This window comes from Syntrophotalea acetylenivorans (assembly GCF_001887775.1).
GTDB classification, from domain to species: Bacteria; Desulfobacterota; Desulfuromonadia; order Desulfuromonadales; family Syntrophotaleaceae; genus Syntrophotalea_A; species Syntrophotalea_A acetylenivorans.
Genome location: NZ_CP015519.1, coordinates 94,656 through 111,951 on the forward strand (window position 1 = coordinate 94,656; position 17,296 = coordinate 111,951).

Below are 17,296 nucleotides of genomic sequence, written 5' to 3' on the forward strand. Positions count from 1 at the left end.
GATTAAAGTTCTTGATCGGCGATTGAAAAGAGTTTCCCTTGCACTTGTCACTTGTCACTTGTCACTGATCTTGAATCTTGAGGGTTTTGATGGCGTCTAAAATTTCCCATCACAAAGATTTGGATGTCTGGCAGTTGAGTATGGCCTTGGTTTCAGAAATTTATCGACTGACTGGAAATTTCCCCAAGGAAGAAATTTACGGGCTAACTAACCAGATGCGAAGGGCGGCAGTATCTGTGCCGTCTAACATTGCAGAAGGTGCTGCGCGGAATTCCAAGAAGGAATTTTTGCAGTATCTTTATGTTTCGCTCGGTTCCTTGGCCGAATTGGAAACTCAACTTCTTATTTCTAAGAACCTAGGATATTTAGCATCGCCAGATTCAACAATGTGTGAATTAGAAAATATCAGAAAAATGCTCTCGGGCTTGGTCAATTATGTCAGAAGTAAACTTGGGCAATAACGAATGCACAGTGACCAGTGACGCGTGACAATCGATAGATCACCCGTTACCCATTATGGATCACGGCTTGTAGTTTTTCACAGATCACTCGTTACTCATCACGGATCACGGACATTAATGTTTCAAACTATCTGTTCATTTATAGCCATTTTAGGCACGCTCGGTGTTGGTCTGGCTCTGCTGGGAAACAAGTCGCGCAGCTTGAACAAGACCGCTCTGTTGGCGGCCTTGGCGGCCTGTGCCGTACTGGAAGGTCTCGATCTGACCAGTTTGCTACTTCCTGCACGGTTGTTGGACTGGAAACGGGGGGCGGTGCTGGCGGAGGCATTGTTGCCCTTCTGCTGGTTGCTTTATGCCTGGACCATTGCCTGGGACGGCAATTGGAAGTCCATCGCTATGCCGTCGCGGCTACTGCTGGCCATAACCGGTTTGTTTCCCGTGGTAGCGATCTTTGTCGATCTCAACGCTTTGTATTACTCTCCCGATTTTGGTACCGAAAGCCTGCTGTTTCTTGGCCAATACGGTTTCTTTTTCTATCTTGTCCTGCTGGTGCTGTTGGTGCTGGCATTAACTCAATTGGAAAAATCTCTGACGCTGCTGCCCCGGGAAGAGCGATGGCGGGCCAAATATGAGATGCTCGGCGCTTGCCTGTTATTGGCGGCCTTGATCTTTTATTACAGCCAGGGGTTGCTGTACCGTTCGTTGAATATGGCTATGATGCCGGTGCGGACCTTGATGCTGGGGGCCGCGGTAGGCTTGATAGGTTACTCTCGTCTGGTGCGGGGCGAAGCGAAAAACATCATTGTTTCGCGGCAAATGGTCTTTCGCTCGGTGGCTCTGCTGGGGGTAGGCAGCTATCTTTTGTTCCTCGGCATTTTCGGCGAGGGGTTGCGTTATTTCGGTGAGTCGTTTCGTCAATCCATTTTGATCCTGCTTTTGTTCGGTGGGGTGTTGGCTGTTCTGGCGTTTTTGCTTTCTGACCGATTGAAGCGCAAGTTCAGTGTTTTTCTGCATAAGAATTTTTATCGCCAGAAGTATGACTATCGGATTGAATGGCAGCAGTTTACCGGTAGTCTGTCGAATGTTCGCAGCAGCGAAGAGCTTAAGAAGGCTATTCTACGCAGTTTCTGTCAGACCTTTGCCTTGAAAGGCGGAGTTCTGTTTTTAAAAGAAAGCGATGACGGCCGTTTTATCTGTCGCTGCGAATACGAAATGCAGGTGGACGACTATGTTTTTTATGGTGACGACTCGCTGCTGAGTCATGTCAGTGACCATCCTGACTGGATCGTCGATCTCCAGCAGGGACACCCTGCCTTGGAGCAGCAGCATGGGGAGTTTTTTCGCCGTTGTGGAGCTTTTTGGGCCATCCCCTTGGTTTTTGGGGACGATCCAGCAGGACTCTTGCTGCTTGGAGCCCAGCTTAATAGTGGTGAAAAACTTACCTATGAGGATTTTGACTTGATGCGGATGTTGGCCCGCCAGGCCACTTCCACCCTGCTTAGCATAAAACTCTCCGCTCAACTCAGCAGCGCCCAGGAGATGGCGGCCATGGGGCGGGTGTCGACTTTTGTTATACACGATCTTAAAAACCTGGCTTCGAACCTCGCCATGGTGACTGAAAACGCCTCGGATTATCTGGATGACCCTGACTTTCAGCGCGACATGCTCGAGACGCTGACCGCTACTGTGTCCAGCATGAAGGGACTGATTACCCGCCTGAGAAATGTCGCCAGGCCTAAGGAGTTGACGCTGGACTTTACCGACCTGCGTGAATTGGCCGAGCAAGGGGTACGTTTGGCCGGTGGACTTCAAGTGGCAGTGACCGGTGAACCGGTCACTGCGCAGGTCGACGAGGGCGAGATGCAGAAAGTAGTGCAGAACCTGCTCGTCAATGCCCACGAGGCCAGCGGCAGCAATGAGCCGATCGGCTTGGAAGTCGGCCAGATGGGAGAGGCTTATCTCAAGGTGAGTGACTCAGGCTGTGGAATGAGCGAGGAATTCATTCGCGAGCGGTTGTTCCAGCCTTTTCAGACGACTAAAGCCAAGGGCTTCGGCATTGGTCTTTATCAGTGTAAGAATATAGTCGAAGCCCACGGTGGCCGCATCGAGGTCGATAGCCGGGTAGGGCAGGGAACGACCTTTACTGTGTGGTTGCCGCTTGTTGATAATCCGTAACACGTAATGCGTGATTCGTGACCTGTAAAAGGCGTGATAAGTAATTAGTAACGAGTAATGGGTTGAATATTCCACTGCATGAAAAGCTGTTACCACGAAGAGCACGAAGGACACGAAGAATGGACTTCGATGAATTGTCGAGTCGGGTTATTTAATTGTTGAACAGGTTAAGAGCGTGCACAAAGCGTAATTACTGACTTAAATCAAGGTTTCGGGCTCAATAAGATCCATTTTGCTTAACTTTAACGTCAACAGGCTTAAAGATGGAATCAAGTGTTTTGTTCTTTGATTCCTTCGTGCACTTCGTGTCCTTCGTGGTGCTAAGCTTGGACCCTTGTAGAAGATGAGCAACTGGTTAAGCCTAAGTCAGGCAATAGGTGCGGCAGTATTCATATCTGACTTTACCTTAGACCTTGTGGTTTTGTCTGCCATCCTCAAATTCCGGATAAGTAGGTTCTTCCACCACGAAGAGCACGAAGGACACGAAGAATGGATTTTGATGAACTTTCGAATCAACTGATTGGCTGTGCGCTACAAGTTCACCGTGAGTTGGGGCCGGGCCTGTTAGAGTCAACCTATGAAAAGTGTCTTGCCCATGAGTTGAGTTTTAATAATATTGATTTTAAACTGCAACATCCTCTTCCAGTAGAGTACAAGGGTATCCGTCTTGAGTGTGGTTACCGGGTTGATTTATTTATTGAGGATAATCTGATTGTTGAACTAAAAAGTGTAGAGCAAATCAAGGCTGTCCACGAAGCGCAACTGTTGACTTATATGAAACTTGCAAGTGTCAAAACCGGCCTATTGCTTAACTTTAACGTCAACAGGCTTAAAGATGGAATCAAGCGTTTCGTTCTCTGATCCCTTCGTGCTCTTCGTGTCCTTCGTGGTTAAACCGATGCTTTTTGGAGTTATATCGTTTTGGAAAAACTACTGATTATCGATGACAGCCCTGAGATTCGTCAACAACTGAAGTGGGGCTTGAAAAAGGATTATAAGCTGCTTCTCGCCGCTGATGTCGACGAGGGTTTGCGATTGTTTCGCAGCCATCAACCCAAGGTCGTGACCCTGGATCTTGGGTTGCCTCCCGATATCGACGGTGCTACTGAAGGGCTTCGCGGCTTGAAGGAAATTCTCACCGACGCACCCGGCACCAAGGTTGTTGTACTGTCCGGGAATGAGGAACGGGAGAATGCTCTAAAGGCCGTTGGGCTGGGCGCTTACGATTTTTATAGTAAGCCCATCGAACTGGCGGAGCTGAAGACGATTCTACAGCGGGCCTTTCACCTGGCAACCCTGGAAGAGGAAAACCGCGGCCTGCTTCAGGCTACCCAGGCCGAACAACGGTCTCTGTCGGGGATCTTCGGCCAGTGTGTGAAAATGGAGGAGGTCTTTACTTCGATTCGCAAGGTGGCTTCTGTCGATGTTCCGGTGTTGATTCTGGGTGAAAGCGGTACCGGTAAGGAATTGGTTGCGCGAGCGTTGCACGACAACAGCCTGCGTAAAGAAGGTCCCTTTGTACCCATCAACTGCGGCGCGATTCCGGAGAATCTATTGGAATCGGAATTGTTCGGCCATGAGAAGGGGGCTTTTACCGGAGCTCAGTCCCAGGTAAAGGGCAAAATAGAATATGCTCAGGGCGGGACCCTGTTCCTTGATGAAATCGGGGAGATGCCGCCGCCGCTTCAGGTGAAGCTGTTGCGCTTTCTCCAGGAGCGGGTCATCCAGCGGGTCGGCGGCCGACAGGACATCGAGGTCGATGTACGGGTAGTGGCGGCGACCAATATCGATATCCAACAGGCGATACAGCAGGGTACTTTCCGCGAGGATCTTTTCTACTGTCTCGGGGTGATCAGCGTCGACCTGCCGCCGCTGCGAGAGCGAGAAGACGATGTGTTTTTATTGTCGCATCTATTTTTGCATCGATACAATGGCGAATTCGGAAAAAAGGTTCGAGGGATCGGTCAAAATGCTATGGAAGCTTTGCGGGGCTATGACTGGCCGGGCAATGTGCGGGAACTGGAGAACAAGATCAAACGGGCGGTGGTCATGGCCGATCAGCCTTTTCTGGAACCCGGAGACCTGGGGTTTGTCGACGTTGCGCCGGCTGAAGTTCCTGCTGAGAATGGGCAGGCCGGCGGCATCGCTTTAGCTTATGAAGGCCTCACTCTGAAGGAAGCCCGCCAGCGCTTGGAGAAGGAACTGCTGTTGATCGCTCTGGAGAAGGAGGACGGCAATATCGTGCGTAGTGCCGAGATTCTCGGTGTCAGCCGGCCGACTCTTTATGATCTGATGAAAAAACATGGTTTGTAAGGAGTTTAAAAGCGGTGACGAGTGACAGGTGATGAGTGATGGGTTTTCAGCCTTTACTGATCACCGATCACTTGTTACTGATTACTTGTACTGATTCACTCCGCTACAAAAGAACTGGTTTCGCTTTCATATTCCTGCCCGTCGCCATCCACGGCGATGACTTGCCAATAATAAGTCGCGCCTTCTTCCAGGTCGTCGGTCGTGTAATAGCTGTCGGTCAGGCCGGCAACGACGATAGTGTCGCTATCATACGACACGGTAGCCGAAGGACTGCTGCCTCCTCCACCTCCACCACCACCTCCTCCGCCACCGCAGCTGGCGGTGGACAGGGCTAACCCCACGCAGACCGTAAGGGCCAGCAGGCGTTGTTTGCCGAGGCGAGCCGCCAGTTGGCGCAGGCTTAAACCGACCAGGCAAACCATGGCGGCGAGCAACGGTGCCGAGGCGGGCGTGGTGGGGGGAGCGGAATCGCCATGGTGGCTTGCAATCGTGGCACTGCCCGTTTGTAGCTGAGGATCGGTGCCGTAGCGCAGGGTGAAGGTCAGGTTGAGATCTGCCGGCGGCGTGCTCCAGATCAAGGTGGCCGGGGTGCCGGCTGTCTCACCCATCTCCGGTGCGACGGGTGCGGGGATCCAGGCGCTGGCCGTCAGGTTGGAGAGGCTGCTTTCGTACCCTGTGCTGTCGTAGACGGTGGCGCGGAAGTAGTAGACCGATCCTTCCGGCAGTTCGGTCAGGGTGAAGGATGTTACGTCGCCGACGTCGATGGGCGATGGCCCTTCCAAGGCTTCGATGCCATCCAGGGGTAATTCACTGGACCCGGCCTTATAGTAGATCTTGTATCCGGCCACGTCGTCGCTGACGCTGGACTCCCAGTTGAGCTCGATATTTTGCGCCAGCAACAGGCCGGGGCAGGTTAGCAGAGAAATGACCAGTATCATCAGAGCGGCGATGGTCAATTTAATTGTATTTATCATGGGAGCCTCTTGCTCAGAAAATTGGTTTCGTTACTTATTCTGAAAAGCAAGGGGCGTGCCTTGTTTTGTATCTACTGTAAGTGGCTGAAAAATAAAGAGAAGATTTTGTTTTTAGAAAATTTTCTTAAGCATTGCCCGGAAAGGTATTGTTATCGAAGTTTTATGGAGAGACCAGCTGACAAAATATGTCAGGCAAATAGCCGAATGTCCTCAGGATAGGAAAAGTGCCGGGGTTTTAATGGCTTAGGCTGCTTGTGGTGGGACCGTGATCCATTTTTTGTACTCGAATGAGAGGCAATGTGTGGGCCCTGAGGAGGTTGTTCTTCGATTGGTTGTCTTTTCGATAGCGACAGACTGTTCTTCAACTACAGGTTTTATAAGGCCTGTAGGCTGAAAAGATGTGTGATAACAGTTTGTTCTCGTATATTGCTTGGCTTCTGATAAACTACTGACAAACTTTGTCAGCGGCGCCTCAAGGGCCAAGTTGACAGGGATATGCAAAGCAGCTTGTATTAAAATAACGACATGGCGTGATGGCGTCGCAAAAAGTCCGCCCTCCGGCGTTACGGCGTTTTTTCAGGACCTCGACATACTCGATATATGCCTTCGCCCCTGAAAAAACACCAGGCCTTGGTGGTCAAAAATTTTGCTTAGCCATCGTATAGATAGGAGAAGATATGGATACAGGACCTATTGCCAATATCGGTATTGTCACCGTCTCTGACCGGGCCAGCCGCGGCGAGTACGAGGATCGCGGTGGACCGGCGATTGTCGATTATCTTCAACAAGTGCTCTCCTCGGAGTATCGTGAGGTTTTGCGGGTGATCCCCGATGAATCAACGACCATCGAGCAGACGCTGAGGACTCTGTGCGATGAGCAGAATTGTTGCCTTGTCATCACTACTGGCGGAACCGGGCCGGCAGTTCGCGATATCACCCCAGAGGCGACCGAAGCGGTGTGCGATAAGATGATGCCCGGTTTCGGCGAATTGATGCGCAAGGTGTCGTTGGAAAAGGTGCCGACGGCTATTTTGTCCCGTCAGACCGCCGGGATTCGAGGCCGTTCATTGATCGTTAATTTACCCGGTCAACCCAAGGCCATCGCTGAATGTCTCGATGCGGTTTTTCCGGCCATCCCCTATTGCATTGATTTGCTCGGCGGCCCCTATCTGGAAACTGACGAAAAACGTCTCAAGGCTTTTCGTCCTGCATCCGCGATCAAATAATCCGTGGAAAAGAAATGGTTTTCTGTGGATTGAAGGAAAACACGGTCAAAGTCATTTCACCACAGAGGACACAGAGAGCACAGAGGAGTTCATTCAAGACAAAGCTTTTTTCTGTGTTCTCTAGTGAGCGAAGCGAATGGGTGGTAAACCCGGTTTTTATTGATCAGCATATGCATAATTGAAACCCGACCAATGGAACCGCCGAGGACGCAGAGGGCGCCGAGGGAGAACGTAAATAAGATAAATCTGTACAAGATGTTCTCTGCGATCTTTGCGAGCTCTGCGGTAAATAGGGTGTTTAGGAAAGTCATTTCACCACGGAGGACACAGAGGGCACAGAGGAGTTCATTCAAGACAAAGCTTTTCTCTGTGTTCTCTAGTGAGCGAAGCGAATGGGTGATAACCGTATATCAGAAGTTTTCTTTTCCAATTACTAAGTGGGTTTAATGGAGTTTACAATATCTCAAGGTGTTACCGCACAGCCGTCCGGGGGGGCGAATAACGGTTCCCGGCGTCAGCGTGTCGGTCTGCTGCTGGGCCCGTTTTTGTTCTGTGCCTTTTTATTGCTGCCCACCCCTGAGGGATTGGCCCCGGAAGGCCAACGTATGTTGGCTGTCGCTGCGCTGATGGCGACCTGGTGGATGAGCGAGGCGATTCCCATTCCCGCCACCAGCTTGCTGCCATTGGCGCTGTTTCCCTTGCTTGGCATCATGCCTACCGCCCAGGCGGCGGCTCCCTACGCCAATCAGCTGATTTTTCTGTTTATGGGGGGCTTTATCATCGCCCTGGCCATGCAGCGTTGGAATCTGCATCGGCGTATTGCCATGCAGGTGGTGCGCTCGATCGGTTTCTCGCCCGGCCGCCTGATTTTCGGTTTTATGCTGGCTTCGGCTTTTTTGTCGGCCTTTGTTTCCAATACCGTGACGGCGGTGATGATGATGCCCATCGGCCTGGCTATCATTGAGCATGTAGCCGAGTTCGGGCGTAAGGAAGGCCTGGACCGGACGATCGATTTTGCCCCGGGTCGGTTTCATTTTGGCATCAACCTGATGCTGGGCATTGCCTATGCCGCCACCATTGGTGGTGTGGCGACGTTGATCGGCACTCCGCCGAATATGGTGCTCGCCTGTTACCTGCATACCGCTTACGGCTTTGAAATCACCTTTGCCCGCTGGATGCTGGTCGGGGTGCCGCTGGCCGCAGTGCTGCTGCCCATGACCTGGCTGTGGCTGACCAGGTGGGCCTATCCCCTGCGCCTGAAACGGGTTCCGGGAGGGCGGGAAATCATTCTGGACGAATTGCGTCAGCTCGGCCCCATGCAGTCCGGCGAACGGTGGACCGCGCTGGTTTTTGTCCTGACCGCCCTGGCTTGGATCGGCCGGGGTTGGTTAGCGCCGTTACTGCCTTATTCGGCTATGATCAGCGATGCGACCATTGCCATGGGCGGCGCATTGCTGTTGTTTCTGATTCCCGTCGATCTGCGATGCCAGCGTTTTGTTATGGACTGGCATTGGGCGGTGAAAATGCCCTGGGGAGTGTTGGTGCTTTTCGGCGGCGGCCTGTCGTTGGCGGCGGGATTCGAGAGTACCGGTTTGACGAGCTGGATCGGCGGTCAGGTGATGCTTTTGCAGCAAGCTCCCTTGCTGCTGCTGGTGATTGCCGTAACTACAATGATCATTTTTCTCACCGAACTGACCTCCAATACCGCCACCGCCGCCATGGCGATGCCGTTACTGGCGGCGGTGGCCATCGGACTGCACCAGAACCCTCTGCTGTTGCTGATTCCTGCGGCTCTGGCCGCCTCCTGTGCCTTTATGTTGCCGGTAGCCACACCACCCAACGCGATCGTTTTCGGCTCGGGCTACATCACGATTCCTCAGATGGTTCGCAGCGGCCTCGGTCTCAATCTTCTCAGCATCCTGTTGATTACCTTGCTGACTTATCTCCTCGTAGTGCCCCTGTTCCACATTGTATTCAATGAGTTGCCCCAATGGCTTGATGGCGTTGCAAAAATTCCGCCCTACGGCGTTACGGCGTTTTTTTAGGACCTCGACATACTAAATGTATGCCTTCGCCCCTAAAAAAACATCAAGCCTTGTAGGACAAAATTTTTGCTTAGCCATCCAATGAGTTTTGCGAATGCATCATGGCTTGGCCCGGTTGCCGGATAGTGCTGGTAACGCCGTCGTCTGCTGAGGTACACTGCAAGCCGTAATACTACAACCCGTAATACGTGATGCGTGAGGCGTAATGGGTTAAAACCTTTTACAACTTACGCATCGCATCCAGCCAATCATCTATTACGGATTACGGGTTAAGTTTTTAAAATTACCTATTACGATTTACCTATTACGAATTACGGAATTTTACATGACTCAATACGAATTATTCGCTCCCGCCCCTAAAGGCCTTGAACCGCTGCTGGCGGAGGAATTGCGCTCTTTGGGCGCGCAGAATATTGCGGAAACCCGTGCCGGGGTAGCCTTTTCCGGCGACCTTAAATTGGCTTATCGGGTCTGCCTCTGGTCCCGCTTGGCGAGCCGGGTCTTGCTGACGGTGGCCCGTTTTGCCGCAGCGAGTCCTGAGCAACTTTATGAAGAAGCGCTTCTTCAGCCCTGGGAGGAGCATCTGGCTGCCGACGGTACCCTGGCGGTTTCCTGCCAGGTGGTTCGATCTCAGATCAGCCACTCGCGCTATGCGGCTCTCAAGCTCAAAGACGCCATTGTCGATCGCTTTCGAGATCGCTGCGGCAATCGGCCTTCCGTCGATGTGGAACGGCCCGATGTGCGGTTCAACCTGCATCTGGACAAAGATCAGGCGACCCTCAGTATCGATCTGTCGGGAGAAAGCCTGCATCGTCGCGGCTATCGCACTGAAGGGGTGCTTGCGCCGCTGAAAGAAAATCTGGCTGCGGCTATTCTGCTTCGGGCCGGTTGGCCCCAGATTGCCGCCAAGGGCGGTTCGTTGCTTGATCCGGTGTGCGGATCCGGGACCCTGCTCATCGAGGGGGCGTTGATTGCTGCCGACATTGCCCCCGGTTTGAACCGTCCTTATTTCGGTTTTGAGGGCTGGAAAGGTCATCAGCCGGACATCTGGCGGGAGCTTCTGCTGGAAGCACGGGAGCGGCGCAAGGTGGGGCTGGCTCAACTACCGATGATTGCCGGACGGGATCGGGACTCCAAAGCGGTCCGTGCCGCGCATCTCAATGCCGACCGGGCCGGGCTCGGTGGACAGTTGCATTTCTCAACTGCCGATCTGGCCGATTTGCGGCCACCGGACAATATGGAAGATCGGCCGGGGCTGTTGATAGCCAATCCTCCCTATGGCGAACGGCTCGGCGAACGGGACGAACTGGTGCATCTCTACGGCCGTCTGGGTGAAAATCTGCGTCGTTATTTCCTTGGCTGGAAAGCCTCTGTCTTCACCGGTAATCCCGACCTGGCCAAAGAGCTGGCTATCCGCGCCCGGCGCAAACATAACCTCTATAATGGAGCCCTGCAATGCCAGTTGCTCCACTTTGACATCAACGAGCGCTGGTTCTTTGGCGCGCAAAAGGATCAGCGCCCGGCCAAACCGGCTGCCCCCTTAAGCGAAGGGGCGCAGATGTTCGCCAACCGCATTAAAAAGAACCTGCGCCAGGTTGCCCGCTGGGCAAAAAAGAACGACATTTCTTGTTACCGGCTCTACGATGCCGATATGCCCGAGTATGCCGTGGCCGTCGATCTTTATGGTCCCTGGGTGCATGTTCAGGAGTACCAGGCCCCCGATACCATTGATGCAACCATGGCTCAACGGCGCCTTAAAGAGGCTATGGCTGCTTTGCCGGAAGCTCTGGATGTTACGCCGGAACAGATCTTTCTTAAAGTGCGCAGCCGCCAGTCGGGCCGCTCCCAGTATCGAAAGTTACAGGAAGAGGGACAGTTTCATGAAGTGACGGAGGGCAATTGCCGTTTTCTGGTCAACTTTACCGATTACCTCGATACCGGCTTGTTCCTCGACCACCGACCGACCCGGTTGTTGGTGCAGCAGATGGCTGCCGGTAAGCGTTTTCTCAACCTGTTTGCTTACACCGGCAGTGCTACGGTGCATGCCCTCAAGGGCGGCGCTTCGTCGACCCTGACCGTCGACATGTCCCGCACCTATCTTGAATGGGCCCAGCGAAATCTGGCTTTGAACGGTTTTCAGCTGGACGAGAATCATCGCTTGCTGCAGGCCGACTGCCTGGCCTGGCTTGAACAGGCCGAGGGAAGCTTCGATCTGATCTTTCTCGACCCTCCCAGTTTTTCCAATTCAAAGTCCATGACCGGAACCTTCGATGTGCAACGGGATCATGTTGCTTTGTTACGCCAGGCTGTCGCTTTGTTGGCCGAGGGTGGGGTGTTGCTCTTTTCCAATAATCTGCGACGATTCAAACTTGATCGTGAGGTCCTGGCCGATCTGGAAATTGAAGATTTGACCGCCGCCACCATTCCCAAGGATTTTGCCCGCAACTCACGAATTCACAATTGCTGGCGTATTAAGGCTCGTAATACGTGATGAGTGATGGGTGATGGGTGATGGGTGATGGGTGATGGGTGATGGGTGATGGGTGATGGGTGATGGGTGATGGGTGATGGGTGATGGGTGATGGGTGATGGGTGATGGGTGATGGGTGATGGGTGATGGGTGAGCTATTGGCCTTCTAGAAGGGCAGAAACCTTTTTCACCGCAGAGATCGCTGAGGACGCAGAGAAAGGCAAACACCAATCTAGCTTGATGTGGTTTTCAGGCTTTTCTCTGTGCTCTCTGCGTCCTCGAGTGAGCAGAGCGAACGGGCGGTGAAAAACGATTTTGAGTCAGATTTTTCAGGAGGCGCCGATGCCACGTTTTGGTGTTCTATTTCTGATTTTGGCAACTGTGCTGTTTTGCGCTTGTCCTCGAACAGATAATCAGGAGATAGACGATCAGGCAGGTCTGATGGCGCCGATTGAACGGCAGCGGGTGGTCTCTTTTGCGCACAGCCTGTTGCGGAATCAGGACATCGAACTCAAAGTGGTGATCCTGGAAAGAGCAGCCGCCGATCTCGACCAAAAGGCTCTGAAGTTATTTGAGGATTACAGGGTCGGGAATCAAACTCACGGCGCCCGAGGGTTGTTGCTGGTGATCGATCCGTTGGGTCATTAACTGCGGCTGGAGGTCGGTTACGACCTGGAAGGGCTCTACCCGGATGGTTTTGTCGGCTATGTCGAAAATCAGCAGATGGCGCCCTTTTTTCAGGCCAGCCGTGTTGGTGCCGGGATCGAAGCGACGGTCGAATTGCTGATCGCTCGTGCCTCAGAAGTTGGCATAGCTGATGTGGTCGACGGAGGGACTTCTCTAACCCATCTGTCCGGTGGGGGCGGAGCCCGCATCGACGTGCAAGTGGGCAGTGGTGTTGGGGAAAAAGAGCGTGTGGCGGATAGCGCGCCTTTTGCCGCCGCGGATTCACCGGAAGAGACTTTGCAGCGCTATTTACAGGTATTGCAGGGGCACATCAAAGATCCGGATTTAGGTCTCTATACGCCGCAAACCAGGGAGTTTTTTCGCAATTGGCTGGTAACGGATGCCCAGCAGGACAACGAACTGCGTGAGCTGCAACGGGTCATTGAACAGGGCAGGGTGGTGGTTGCGGGCGAACTGGCGGTAGTGCGCTTTCCCATCGGTCAGCGGCGTAACTCTCCCTATCTGCTGCGGCGCGGTGAGGGTGGCTGGATGCTCGATTTTTCCGCCATGAGCCGCCTGCTCGGCTTCAATCATCGAAACCAGTGGTTCTTTCGTAGCACGGAACACGAATTCATGTTCGCTTTTAACGACCTGCGATTCGATAGGAACGGGTTTCCGCATGAAGATCCGTGAGGGAAGGGCCGTGAGGGATGATGCCGTGAGGATGAAGCCGTGAGGATGGTGCTGTTACTTATGATTCACGTCTTCTTACTCACGATTCACGTTTTTTTACTCACGACTCACGGCCTTTAGAAGTTACGCACCTAAAAGATGTTCCAGCAAAACCTTGGTGCCGATGCCGATGAGAATCAGGCCGCCCAGGACCTCGACCCGTTGTCCCCACAGGGCGCCGATGCGTCGCCCAAGGAGCATTCCGATCAGGGTGAGCAGTCCGGCGACCAGGCCGATTACGACAGCCGGTTTCCAGATGGAGACACCGAGCATGCCGAGAGAAAGGCCGACCGCCAGGGCGTCGATACTGGTGGCTACCGAAAGCACCACCAGCGACAAGCCGCGAGTGGGGTCGCCGGTTTCTCGTTGATCTTCCTCCTTGAAGGCTTCATGGATCATCTTGCCGCCGACAAAGGCCAGCAGGCCAAACGCCAACCAGTGGTCGAAAGCCGCCAGCTGTTTTTGTACGGTGATGCCGGCCAGCCAACCGATAACCGGCATCAGGGCCTGAAACAGGCCGAAATGAAAGCCGAGGCGAAAGAGATGGCGTCCGGTCAGGGGGGCTACCGCCAGGCCGACACCGAGGGATACGGCAAAGGCATCCATGGCCAGGGCCAGGGCGATGCCAAGCAGGGTGATGAAATCCATGGGGTTCCTTTTGTCTAGCGGCCACGCAAGGGTGGTTTTGTTGGTTTCCCGTCGGTGTACCAGTCAGCGGGATTGGTTGTCAATGTTAAAGAAGACTTTTAGAATCCGTAATGCGTGACGCGTAACAGGTAATAGGTTAAAATCCCTTACGGCTTACGGCTTGCAGGGTTTTCGTTGTTCGATGAGGAAAGGAAGACAAAAATGAGGTTTTTACTGATAGGGCTGTTGTTGATTGGTTGGGCGAGTATTGCTTCGGCCTTCCCCCAGGAGGATTGCGGAGAGAAACGCTGCACCGACTGTCATAGCCTCACGAAAGAGGAAGCCGGTTTTCTGCTCGGTGCCGGTGCCGACCGGGTTCTGAAAGTCGACCAGGCCGAAATGCCCGGAGTGTGGGCGGTGGAGGTTGAAAAGTCCGGCCGTAAATATCCGGTATATATCAACTACAGCAAGAGTCACTTGCTCCGGGGCCAGGTAGTACGCCTGAAGGATGGTGAAAATCTCACCAAGCTTCGGATGGCATCGCTTAACCGGGTTGATGTTTCCCGCATTCCTTTAGAAGATGCCTTGATCATCGGTGATCCTCAAGCTTCTAAAAAGGTGGTTGTCTTTACCGATCCTCAGTGCCACTTTTGCGCCAAGCTGCATCGCGAATTGCCGGAGGTGGTGGCTCGCGATCCCAATATCGCCTTTTACATCAAGTTGCTGCCCCTTGCCATGCATCCCGATGCATATCATATCGCCAAGAGCATTGTTTGTAACCGGTCCATGGAAATGCTGGAGAATAGCTTTGACGGCAAGTCGGTGCCGCCGCCCTTGTGCCGCGCCGAAGCGGTCGATGAAACCTTGGCGCTGGCCCGCAAGCTGGGTATCCGTTCCACGCCCACTCTGGTACTGCCCGATGGTCGGCCTTTCTCCGGTTATAAAAAAGCCGATCAACTCTTGAACTTGCTCGATTCCTCAGAAATAGATTCCTCGGTAGAACCTGGCAAACGTTGATAATGGCTTGCCTTGTTGACGGGTTTTTGTTAAAAGACAGGATCAACTTTTCTATTCAGGAGGGGCAAATATGGGTTTGATGGCAGGGAAACGTGGGATTATCTTTGGCGTTGCCAATGACAAGAGTATCGCCTGGGGAATCGCCCAGCAGCTGAGGGCCGCTGGTGCCACGCTGGCTTTCACCTATCTTAACGAGGCGTTGGAAAAGCGGGTTCGGCCTTTGGCTGAGAGTCTCGATTCTGAACTGGTCCTGCCCTGCGACTTGTCAAAAGACGAGGACATTGAGGCCGTTTTCAAGAAGGTCGGCGAGCAATGGGGGGACATTGATTTTGTCGTCCATGCCGTGGCTTTCGCCAATCGTGAAGACCTTAAAAATCCCTTCAGCCAGACCAGCCGCGAAGGTTTTACTCTGGCTATGGATATCAGCGCTTATACCCTGGTGGCTGTGAGCCGCGCTGCGGCACCGCTGATGAAAGATGGTGGCAGCATCGTCACCATGACCTATCTCGGCGCTCAACGGGCAGTACCCAACTATAACGTCATGGGTGTGGCCAAAGCGGCCCTTGAGGCTTCGACCCGCTATCTGGCAGCCGAATTGGGCGAGCAGGGGATTCGCGTTAACGCCATCTCCGCCGGTCCGATCAAGACTCTGGCAGCTTCGGCTGTCGGCAAGTTCAAAGAAAAGCTCAAGGTCATGGACGAGCGCGCACCTCTGCGTCGCACCGTGACCCAGGATGAAGTGGGCAAGTCGGCCCTTTACCTGCTCTCCGACCTGTCCAGCGGCGTTACTGGCGAAACCCATTTTGTCGATGCCGGGTTTAATTTCGTCGTTTCCTGATCGACTTTTACTTTTATAACTGCGAAAAGGGCCCAGCCGGGCCCTTTTTTTATCTATTGGCGGCAATAATTTGATACACGGCAATCTCACCGGACTGAAAACCAGCCAGGTCAAGGCGCTGGAGCGCATCTACCGACGTCGTATACCGGCTTCGCAGATCGTGACCGGCGAATTGGCCCGTTACCTGACCGAGATTTCCCAGGAGATTCGACGTCAGGTTGGGCTGATCATCGATCGATCGGGTGCGGTCAAGTATGTCATCGTCGGTGATGATCGAGAGATCGTGATCCCTGACTTGTCCGACTTTGCTCTCGGTCGCAGCGGCTTGCGCGGTCTGCGCTGCGTCCACACCCATTTGCAACGGGACCCCCTGAGTACCGATGACCTGACTGACCTGGCCCTGCTGCGTCTCGATCTGATGGTGGCCATTGAGGTTGGTGAGCAGGGACTGCCTGGCGAGGTGCACTACGGCCATATTTTACCACCCAATCGCTCTGGCAAAAGTGTCGAGGTTTTAAAGGCCTCTTCCATCTATGAGTTGGATCTCGATCTGGCCAGCTTTTTACGGGCTCTTGAAAGAGAACTCGAGATGAAGATGGCCGAAACCGTGGATCTGTCGGATACCCGGGAAAAGGCCATTCTGATATCGGTCAGTCAGGATTCCCGCCGGGAAACGGAAGATTCTCTCGATGAACTGGAAGAACTGGCACGCACCGCCGATGTGGTGGTCCTCGATCGTTTCGTGCAGCGGCCGCGGCGGATTAATCCCAAGTATCTCATGGGGGAAGGCAAGGCTCGCGAGGTGGTGATCAGCGCTCTGCAGCAGGGGGCGACCCTTCTGATTTTTGACCAGGACCTGGCGCCGAGTCAGGTGCGATCCATTGCGGCCCTGACTGACTTGAAGGTCATCGATCGCAGTCAGCTCATTCTCGATATTTTTGCCCGCCGTGCCCATACCCGGGATGGCAAGGTTCAGGTCGAGCTGGCCCAGTTAAAATATATTCTGCCCCGTTTGAGCGGCCGAGGGATCGCCCTATCCCGACTCATGGGCGGTATCGGCGGTCGCGGTCCGGGAGAAACCAAACTTGAAATCGATCGGCGCCGCATCCGTGATCGCATCAATCGCCTGGAGCGAGAGCTCAAAAGTTTGTCCCGGGGGCGTCTGCAACGCCGCAGTCGGCGTGCCAAAGCGGGTGTACCTATAGTCTCTATCGTCGGTTATACCAATGCCGGCAAATCGACTCTCCTTAACGCCCTGACCCAGAGTGAGGTATTAACGGAAAACCTGCTCTTTGCTACCCTCGATACCGCTACCCGAAGGTTGCGGTTTCCCCAGGAGAGGGAAGTCATCATTACCGATACCGTCGGTTTTATCCGTAAATTACCACCGAGTCTGCTCGGCGCCTTTAAGGCCACTCTGGAGGAGATGGAGGATGCCGACCTGTTGTTGCATGTGGTCGACGCCTCTAATCCTAGATTCGAGGAGCAGGTCAGTGCGGTGGAGCGAATTTTGCTTGATTTGGATTTGGACCGAATTCCAAGATTGTTGATTTTCAACAAGGTTGACTTGTTGCCGGCCGACGAAGTAGCGGCCTTGTGCCGTCGCTTCGAGGCCTTGCCTATTTCCGCGATGGATCGAAATAGTTTTGAGCCGCTGCTGGAAGTGCTGGAAAAGCGTTGTTGGCCCGATTCCCAAAGGGATAACGGTAGCTAGAGTTTTTTTTGCAGGAACTGCCTGGTCGGTTGCTGGTG

At 53.5% G+C, this 17,296-nt stretch carries 12 protein-coding genes and 1 pseudogene; 11 read left to right on the forward strand and 2 right to left on the reverse strand.

Annotation, left to right across the window (positions count from 1 at the left end):
• Positions 1-89 precede the first annotated feature (89 nt).
• The 4 genes from A7E78_RS00420 to prsR all read left to right on the forward strand — a co-directional run bounded on the left by A7E78_RS00420 (position 90) and on the right by prsR (position 4,949).
• A complete protein-coding gene (locus tag A7E78_RS00420; protein ID WP_072282422.1) occupies positions 90-461 on the forward strand; it encodes a four helix bundle protein in 372 nt (123 codons plus the stop codon).
• A gap of 117 nt (positions 462-578) precedes the next feature.
• Positions 579-2,636 (forward strand): XrtA/PEP-CTERM system histidine kinase PrsK, encoded by a 2,058-nt coding sequence (gene prsK, locus A7E78_RS00425; RefSeq protein WP_072282423.1) that lies wholly within the window; start codon positions 579-581, stop codon positions 2,634-2,636.
• Positions 2,637-3,125: 489 nt separating this feature from the next.
• On the forward strand, positions 3,126-3,497 hold the full coding sequence (locus tag A7E78_RS00430; RefSeq protein WP_072282424.1) for a GxxExxY protein: 372 nt from the start codon (positions 3,126-3,128) through the stop codon (positions 3,495-3,497).
• 60 nt (positions 3,498-3,557) lie between these two features.
• The gene (prsR, locus tag A7E78_RS00435) at positions 3,558-4,949 is read left to right on the forward strand and encodes a PEP-CTERM-box response regulator transcription factor (protein WP_072282425.1); all 1,392 of its coding nucleotides are present in this window, start codon (positions 3,558-3,560) and stop codon (positions 4,947-4,949) included.
• A 95-nt stretch (positions 4,950-5,044) separates the two neighbouring features.
• Here the strand turns inward: prsR and A7E78_RS00440 are convergent, their stop codons facing one another.
• On the reverse strand, positions 5,045-5,923 hold the full coding sequence (locus A7E78_RS00440; RefSeq protein WP_072282426.1) for a fibronectin type III domain-containing protein: 879 nt from the start codon (positions 5,921-5,923) through the stop codon (positions 5,045-5,047).
• A gap of 677 nt (positions 5,924-6,600) precedes the next feature.
• Between A7E78_RS00440 and mog the strand changes: the two genes are divergently transcribed.
• The 4 genes and pseudogenes from mog to A7E78_RS15690 all read left to right on the forward strand — a co-directional run bounded on the left by mog (position 6,601) and on the right by A7E78_RS15690 (position 13,023).
• Positions 6,601-7,149, forward strand: coding sequence for a molybdopterin adenylyltransferase (gene mog / locus A7E78_RS00445; protein WP_072282427.1), 549 nt, complete (start codon positions 6,601-6,603; stop codon positions 7,147-7,149).
• Positions 7,150-7,595: 446 nt separating this feature from the next.
• The gene (locus A7E78_RS00455; RefSeq protein ID WP_072282429.1) at positions 7,596-9,194 is read left to right on the forward strand and encodes an SLC13 family permease; all 1,599 of its coding nucleotides are present in this window, start codon (positions 7,596-7,598) and stop codon (positions 9,192-9,194) included.
• 325 nt (positions 9,195-9,519) lie between these two features.
• A complete protein-coding gene (rlmKL, locus tag A7E78_RS00460) occupies positions 9,520-11,685 on the forward strand; it encodes a bifunctional 23S rRNA (guanine(2069)-N(7))-methyltransferase RlmK/23S rRNA (guanine(2445)-N(2))-methyltransferase RlmL (RefSeq protein ID WP_072282430.1) in 2,166 nt (721 codons plus the stop codon).
• A 321-nt stretch (positions 11,686-12,006) separates the two neighbouring features.
• A pseudogene (locus A7E78_RS15690) lies at positions 12,007-13,023 on the forward strand (TPM domain-containing protein).
• Between the two features lie 123 nt (positions 13,024-13,146).
• Here the strand turns inward: A7E78_RS15690 and A7E78_RS00480 are convergent.
• Positions 13,147-13,710, reverse strand: a complete 564-nt coding sequence (locus tag A7E78_RS00480; protein WP_072282433.1) for a manganese efflux pump MntP — start codon at positions 13,708-13,710, stop codon at positions 13,147-13,149.
• 201 nt (positions 13,711-13,911) lie between these two features.
• Between A7E78_RS00480 and A7E78_RS00485 the strand changes: the two genes are divergently transcribed.
• From A7E78_RS00485 to hflX, 3 genes are all read left to right on the forward strand, one after another.
• Positions 13,912-14,706, forward strand: coding sequence for a DsbC family protein (locus A7E78_RS00485; protein ID WP_072282434.1), 795 nt, complete (start codon positions 13,912-13,914; stop codon positions 14,704-14,706).
• 70 nt (positions 14,707-14,776) lie between these two features.
• A complete protein-coding gene (gene fabI, locus A7E78_RS00490) occupies positions 14,777-15,544 on the forward strand; it encodes an enoyl-ACP reductase FabI (RefSeq protein ID WP_072282435.1) in 768 nt (255 codons plus the stop codon).
• A 70-nt stretch (positions 15,545-15,614) separates the two neighbouring features.
• Entirely contained in the window at positions 15,615-17,258 is a 1,644-nt protein-coding gene (gene hflX, locus A7E78_RS00495; protein ID WP_145924811.1) for a GTPase HflX, read from the forward strand.
• Positions 17,259-17,296: the final 38 nt, after the last annotated feature.